We start from the raw sequence: 7,202 nt of genomic DNA, 5'->3' as shown, positions 1-7,202 counted from the left end.
ACACACTCGACGCCGACCGGATCGACGCCCCCTATCACGACGGAGTGCTGCGGCTGATCATCCCCGTGGCCGAGAAGGCCAAGCCGCGGCGTATCAAGGTCGTCAGCGAAAACGAACGGAAATTGCTCGGCGCCTGAGAGGTGGGCCGGGGCACGACCTGCTTTGCCAAGGGGCTGTGCCCGGCCCATCCCGCTGGGTGATTAGAGCTGGCTGCTCCCATTGCAGTCCCCAGCCAAGGAGGTGACCCACCCGCCTGCATCTACTTGCCGGACGCGCCGTTGTTGGACGCGATCTCGACCTCTGCGGTGGCCTGGATGAGGGCCAACAGCTCCTTGTCCAAACCAGGTGAGAACTCTTCGCGCCGTTCCGGCGCGATGGTCATCGGGAACCCCTCGGGCATGACCGCGGTGCTGAGTTCGGTCCCGTCGTTCGACGGCGACGCACCACGGTAGAGCTTGTCAGCCTGGCTTTCGTCGTCAGCGCTGAAGGTGTACTGGATGCTCTGCAGACCCATGTCGAGAAGTTTCTTGACCTCGGGGAATTGCTCGGCGCTGGTCTTGGGGATCGGTAACGCCGCACCCCAGTTCACTCCTAGACTCTCCAACGCTTTGGCGAACGCGTTCTCGTGCGCCTGATCGCGCACGATCAGATAGGCGATCGTGGAACGAGCCGTCTTGTTGGCCGTCATCTCATAGATCCGGCACTTCTGCAGCCGACCGGTCGACTCCAACATGAGGTTGTACAACAAGTCGAGCACCAGGTTGCCGCTGTTGTACACGTAAGACCCCAGCCAGGGGTTCCCGGCCGCGTCGACCGGAAGCGCCCCCTGAGCACCCACCAGGTAGTGGTGAATGTTGCTGGTGTCCAACGCAATCTTCAGCGGCGTCGCACCTTTGGCGCCCGGCCGGTCAACCGGGTCGGTCTTCCTGCCCTTGTACTCGGGCGACCCGTCTAGAAGGCGCGAGATGGTCGTCCCGATCAGTTCCACATGGCTGATCTCTTCAGTGCCGACACCCTGAATCAGGTCCTTGTAAGGCTTGGACGTCGCGTCGCCCCGAAAGTTCATGCTCTGGAACAGGTACTGCATCATCGTCCGCATTTCACCGAACTGGCCACCGAGGCCTTCTTGCAGCGCGTTGGCGGCGGCGGGATCCGGTTCATCGACGGCGATCTCGTTGATGAGTTGTTGTGTGTGTAAGTACATGATTCTCCTTAGATGGTTCGACCGGGCGCCGTAACCGGCGCCGTGGTAGTTGGTTTCGACGGTCAGCGAGCCGGGCCGTTTGTGTTGTTCTAGGCCCGTCACCGGTGTCAACGGGCCGGCCGGTCTCATCGCGGGTGCGGCCCAATGCGGCGCCGAGAGCGATCATGGCGACGGCGAGCCCGAAGCAGGCAAAGGTGAGCTGGTCATAGTGCGTGTCATACCAGGAACGAAGCCGGGCAGGCCGACCGCCAGAAAGAGTGCGCCAACTGCGACGGCGGCCTTGAACTGGCGTCCTGAATTTGGACGTGGATCATGGCACGTGTGCAGGTGCTGCGAGCATAAGATCGCCTCTATTAGTGGTTCACCGACGGTGCTCCGCGGTTCTGGAAGCGAGCGGCTTAGAGGTCCTACCCGTGCTCTCGCCATGCAAACGACACTGCGGAACCGGATTTCGCAGCATGCGTCTGCCGGCCGGCGCAGGTGGGCACCGCCGAAGGCGGCCGTGACGAGGGTGATGTCGCTAGTGAGCCGCGCGACGTATGTCGATTGGCGGTTGGTTGCGCAAATCGACAATCCGTGCGCAGCCGTTGAATTACGGCTTCGTCTCCCCGGATACGGGGGCTGCCGGCGCGGCTCTCGTGCCGTGCTGTCATCGACGCAGGCAGCACCCGGGAGCTGCGATAGCTCACGGGGTGCCGTCAGGTCACACGGTGATCAGATGAGGTCAAACCGGTCGGAGTTCATCACCTTCACCCACGCCGCGACGAAGTCGGACAGCAACTTCTCGTCGGCGTTGGCGAGCCAGCGCGGGTCTCCATGAAGCACAGGGAGCCGGGAACTAGGTGTCGCAACAGGCAAGCAGCGCAAGGTTTCGAATCGCTCAGATCGAGCATTCTCACCGCGTGAGCCTTCGTGCTCATTCAAGTCGCGTCCAGCCCCGGCGCTCCCAGATTCGCCGTGGTCGCCGTTCGGCGCTCTCGACGCATACGTATGTCAAGGATCTTCATGTCTTCACGAAACACATTCGTTCGCTCCCTGCACGATCTCGGCGCCGCCGCGTGGTTTGGCGGATCACTGATGGGAGCAGTTGGTGTCAACGGCGCGGCCGCAGCCGTCCGCGATTCGCAGGACCGGGCCCGGGTGGCCGCCGTGGGGCGGGCGAAATGGACTCCGGTCAGTGCCGTCGCCATTGGCGCGCATCTGATCGGGGGCGGCGCCATCCTCTACGCAAACCGCGGCCGCGCCAAGTACCAGTCCGGCGTCACCGCAAACACTCTCACGAAGATCGTGCTCACTGGAGCTGCGCTGGGCGCCACCGTCTACAGCGGGATTCTGGGCGTTAAGGCGGCCCAGGGCGACGGGCATCCCGTCGAGGGGGCGACCGAACCAACTGCGTCTACGCCGGACGATGTCGCCGTCGCTCAGAAACAGCTGCGCTACCTGCAGTGGGCGCTCCCAGTACTCACCGGTGCAATCGTCGTGCTGGGCGCGCAACAGGGCGAGCAGCAACGTCCCAGCCAGATTCTTGCTGGCGTCGGCAGCGCGCTCTCAAGGCGAGTCAGCGACTAACGAACGCAGACTAGCTATTTCGCACCACAGTCGAGGAACCCCGGAATGCCGGGGACCATCAAGACCATCTCAGGGACAACGCATCGTGATGTTGTTCCTCCCGTTAGGAGAAGAACCAGATGACTGAGCACGACAAGGCTGATCAGGCGCGTAAGGGCCTGATCGATTCGGTCAAGGGCAAGGTGAAGGAAGTCGCCGGCGCCGTGTTGGGCAACGACTCGCTGACCGCCGAAGGCCAGCTCGAACAGACCCAGGCCCAGGAGCGCAAAGAAGCCAACAGCATCGAAGCCGTCGCCGATGCCGAGGCCGTCCAAGCCCACGCCGACGCCACGGAAGCCAAGCTGGAAGGCGCCGCTGACAGGGTTGCGGTGAGCACCGAGACCGCTGCGGTGGAGAACTCCGTCCAGGCCCAACAGGCCGCTCGGAAACGTGCGGCCGAGCAGGCTGCCCAGCGGGACGCCACCCAAGACAAGGCTCAGGCTGAACTCGACGCTCAGAGCGCGATGGAGCGGGCGAAGGCCCAAGAGCTCGCCGACGTGAGAGCTGCCGCTGGGGACGTCGTGGACGCCGTCGACGAGCATCAGGCCTCAGTGCAAGAGGCGGAAAGTGCCCTGACGGAAGCCGACCGAATGAGGCAGCGTGCCGACAGTTTGACCAACCAAGCCGACCTGCCTTGAGCATCGGCAAGACACAGGAGTTAGCAATGAGAATCACTAGAGTTCCGTTCGCAGTCTTGCGTTTTCAGTACCAGCTCGTCCGGTTCCCGCTGCAATTGATCGAGGAGAGGGTAGTGGCGCGGATGGGGACGGAAGCGCCTGCCCGGCTGTTCTACGAGCGCTCGCTCGGTGCATTAGACGCGACCGTCGGCAGTGCGCTCGGCGATGCGAGGCTCAAGAGGCGTGGTGCCGCACTCGCCGACCGCAGCGACGCGCTCAGTCGGGCCGCACAGCTCGAAGCGACTGCGGCCCAAAAGCAGAAGCACGCTGATGCCGAGCTGAAGGCCACGCGCGATGACGCAATCGAGGACCAGAGGGAGGCACGCGCAGCGAAGGAGTACGCGATCGTTGAAGCACGCACCGCAGCCGAAGAGCGCAAGCGCGCTGCCGCAGAGGCGGCCGAGAAACGCACCGCCGCGGCAAAGCAACAGGCCGACGATGTGGCTGCTCGGCGCAAGAAGGCGGCCGAGGAGGCCAAGCGTCAAGAACAAGATCGGATTCGGGCGGCCGAGCAGAAGGCCACCGCAGCTGCCGAGGCCAAGCTCAACGATGCACAGGCGAAACGCACCGAGGCTGCAAGCAAGCGCGCGCAGGCGGATCGCGTCGAGGACTTGGCGGATGTGGAGAAGCGGAAACGGCAATCTGCGCGGGCCAGCAAGTCCTGACAGCAAATTCGTGAACGACGATTGACGTGGCGTTTCAGTTCACCGCGTTCGGCATAGTGCCGAGCGCGGTGACTTCCGTCAGGACCATGTCTGCACGCAAGGTTGTGACTGTGCGCGATATCCCCGCCTGCGCTAGCCCGCAGGGAGGCTCCCGACATCGACCGTTTCAGGTTTGGTAGGGCTTGTCGGCGCGGATGACGACGAGAACCTCTTCGTGTGCGAACTTTTGGCCAGTCCGCTTCAACCATCCCGACCGCGCCATCAACACTGGCCCGAACGGAATCCGTTGCTGGGCAACCACTGCAGCCGACGGTCCGGTGGATTCAAGCGAGGCGATCGACTCCTCGAACCGGCGAACTCCGAGTGCGCATGAGCATCGCGCCGGCTATTTCAGCAAGTCCGCTGCCGCCGCGCTCTTAATGCTGCGCTGCGGCATCTCGCCGACGGCGCCTGCACTATCCCCCCGCCGCGGGGGATGGGGACTCTGGTCGCGCATCCGGGCCGGCAGGGTCGTCGCGAGATGCCTCGTCGCGGTGTGGCGGGGCGTCGAAGGTGACGTCGATGTTTTCGAACCCCTTGCTGCGTTGGGCCGTGGCCTGACCGGCATAGGTGTCGCGGTCGGCGGCGGTCAGATCGACGTTGTCGGTGAACGGGGTCAGCAGCGCCCGCGGATGCAACCGGTCGACGCGCACCACGTTGATCACGGCACAGAGCACCACGAGCGTGGCGGTGATGTAGAGGAACGCCAGCATCCCCAGGACCAATGCGAACACCCCATTGGTGGCGGTGGCGCTCTTGACGACGTGCCCGACGTAGACGGCCCCGAAGGACTGCAGCAACTGCCAGCCCAGCGCGGCGAGCACCGCACCCGGCGCGACCTGCCCGATCGTCAGCTCCCGTTCGGTGCTGATGCGAAACGCCAGCACGAACGCGCAGGCGTTGACCGCGACCGACGCGGCCAGGACCACGACCTTGACACCGACACCGAACGCGCCCGCACCGGCGCTTACCGCGGACAACACAACGGTGCCCAGCAGCGCCCCACCGACGGTGACCAGCAGCAACACGCTGCGACCACGGGCCTTGAAGGGGTCGGGCCGCTGGTTGCGCGGCACCGCCCACACCGTGTTCATCGCGTTTTGCAGAGCTTGGGCCACCCCGAGACCTCCGTACAGAGCACCCAGGGTGCCGATCACCACGCCGGTCACGCCTCCGCTGATCTGCCTCGGCTCGCCCAGTTGCGGCCCGATCACCGGGAACTGGCTCAATGCCGAATTCAGCACGTGATCGCGCAGCTCCGGATGACCGACCAGCAGCCACCCCAACACCGTGGACAACAGCAGCAGCAACGGAAACACCGACACGAAGGCGTAATAGGCGATCAGCGCCGCCAGGTACCCACCCTGATCGTCGATGTACTTGTAGAGCACCGCCAGCGGGAACCCGAACACGGGATGTCGCTGCTGCACAGCATCAAGGCGATCGGTCAAACCCACGGTCGTTCCCTTTCGTCACCGTCCACCGGACGAGAACTGCCGGTGTACCCGGACGGGACGGACCGAACCGAAACGGGCAGCGCGGCGCCGTTCTTTCATCTCGAGTTCAATGACGTGGCGCACGCCGCCTTGGAACGTGTTGCGGAGGTGACGCTCATGCTCGCGAAACACCGACCAGTAGTGGTCGTCGAATTCTTCGACGATCTGGAACGTCCACCGCCCATCGAGCACGTTGCGGCCGGACGCGTCATCTCATTACGAGCGAGATCACCGTCTGATTGAGCCGACGACGCGGCCACCCCCGCAGGCCGTCGGATTTCAGCGCCGCCTGGGCGGCGTTGCGGCCGCAGATGCCGTGCACGCTGCCGCCGGGGGCGGCCGAGGCGCTGCCCAGGAAGACGTTGGCGACGGGAGTTTCGGCGCGGCCAAAGCCGGATGTCGGACGGAAGATGATCTGTTGTTGCAGCTGGGCGGTGCCACCGTTGATGGCGCCGCCGGACAGGTTCGCGTTGTTCGCCTCCAGATCCGAGGGCCGTTGCACCACTCTTCCGACGACGTGGTCGGTGACGCCGGGTGCGTGTTCCTCGAGCACCCGGTCGACGGCGGCCGCCAGCCGGCCGGCAGACTCGTCGTCGTTGGTGTCGCGGGGCAGATGCGTGTAGGCCCAGGCGCTTTCGGTGCCGGCCGGCGAGCGACTGGGATCGGCCGTGGTCATCTGCCCGAAGAGGAGGAACGGCTTGTCGGGCACGGTGGCGGTGTTCAGGTCTGCGAGCCAGCGGATGAGCCCGTGATGATCGGCCCCCAAATGGACCGTGCCGACACCACGCAAGCTCTTCGAGCGCCACGGTACGGGCGCGTCAAGCGCATAGTTCACCTTCACCACCGGTGTGTCCCAGGTGAAGTGCTCCAAGTCCTGCCGAAGACGGTCGGGTATGGCGACGCTGGGCATCAGTTGCTGATATAGCGCAGGGGCCGAGACGTCGGCGACGACCGCGCGACGCACCCGAACCGTGCGACCGCCGGCGGTGTGCACGGCCACCGCCCGGCCGTCGCGGACCTCGATGGCGTCGACCGTTTGTCCGCATTCCAGCTGGGCGCCCGCCGAGGCTCCCCGTGCGACCAGTGCCGCGGTGAGCCGCCCGGCGCCGCCTACCGGCACCGGGAAACCCACGTCTTGGGCGAGCATCGTCATCAGGAAGCCCATCACGCCGCTGCCCGGTGCGTCGATCGGCACGTCCGCGTGCATGGCGTTGCCGAGCAGCAGCAACCGAGCGGCGTCCCCGTCGAACACTTCCCGCGCCAGCACCGACGCGGGCAGCATCAGCAGCCGCGCGACCCGCAGCGCTTCAGCGGTACCCAGGCGGTGCAACAGCTGCAGTGGTGCGCGCAGCGGCGGGAACGGTGAGAACAACATCCCCAGCAGCGGCTCCTTGATGGTGCGCCACAATTCGACCAAGCGCCACCAGTTGTCGCCATCGCCGGCCTGTCCGCGGGCCAATTCGGCGGCGGTACGAGCGGGGTCACGGTAGATGACCGGTGCATCCTCATCGGA

The 7,202-nt window shown here is 65.2% G+C and carries 6 protein-coding genes and 1 pseudogene; 3 read left to right on the top strand and 4 right to left on the bottom strand.

Annotated elements, in window-relative coordinates; translation table 11 throughout:
* Positions 1-259: 259 nt before the first annotated feature.
* Entirely contained in the window at positions 260-1,204 is a 945-nt protein-coding gene (locus QOC69_RS00155; protein WP_526435141.1) for a manganese catalase family protein, read from the bottom strand.
* Between the two features lie 1,005 nt (positions 1,205-2,209).
* On the opposite strand from QOC69_RS00155, the gene QOC69_RS00150 reads away from it, so the two are divergent.
* The 3 genes from QOC69_RS00150 (at position 2,210) to QOC69_RS00140 (ending at position 4,154) form a co-directional block, all read left to right on the top strand.
* A complete protein-coding gene (locus QOC69_RS00150; RefSeq protein WP_526435139.1) occupies positions 2,210-2,773 on the top strand; it encodes a hypothetical protein in 564 nt (187 codons plus the stop codon).
* A gap of 119 nt (positions 2,774-2,892) precedes the next feature.
* Positions 2,893-3,450, top strand: a complete 558-nt coding sequence (locus QOC69_RS00145) for a CsbD family protein (protein WP_526435137.1) — start codon at positions 2,893-2,895, stop codon at positions 3,448-3,450.
* Positions 3,451-3,476: 26 nt separating this feature from the next.
* Positions 3,477-4,154, top strand: coding sequence for an IF2 family translation initiation factor (locus tag QOC69_RS00140; protein ID WP_526435143.1), 678 nt, complete (start codon positions 3,477-3,479; stop codon positions 4,152-4,154).
* Between the two features lie 455 nt (positions 4,155-4,609).
* Here QOC69_RS00140 and QOC69_RS00135 read toward each other — a convergent pair whose 3' ends face one another.
* The 3 genes and pseudogenes from QOC69_RS00135 to QOC69_RS00125 all read right to left on the bottom strand — a co-directional run.
* Positions 4,610-5,650, bottom strand: a complete 1,041-nt coding sequence (locus tag QOC69_RS00135; protein ID WP_526435135.1) for a YhjD/YihY/BrkB family envelope integrity protein — start codon at positions 5,648-5,650, stop codon at positions 4,610-4,612.
* Positions 5,651-5,665: 15 nt separating this feature from the next.
* Positions 5,666-5,890, bottom strand: a pseudogene (locus QOC69_RS00130) (hypothetical protein); the annotation flags it as partial.
* A gap of 7 nt (positions 5,891-5,897) precedes the next feature.
* The coding region (locus tag QOC69_RS00125) for a phytoene desaturase family protein (protein ID WP_526435133.1) at positions 5,898-7,202 on the bottom strand (1,305 nt) is incomplete at its 5' end.

Origin of the sequence: Mycobacterium sp. (assembly GCF_032162105.1) — a bacterium.
Lineage (GTDB): Bacteria > Actinomycetota > Actinomycetes > Mycobacteriales > Mycobacteriaceae > Mycobacterium.
This window is presented reverse-complemented; position numbering and strand designations above follow the sequence as displayed.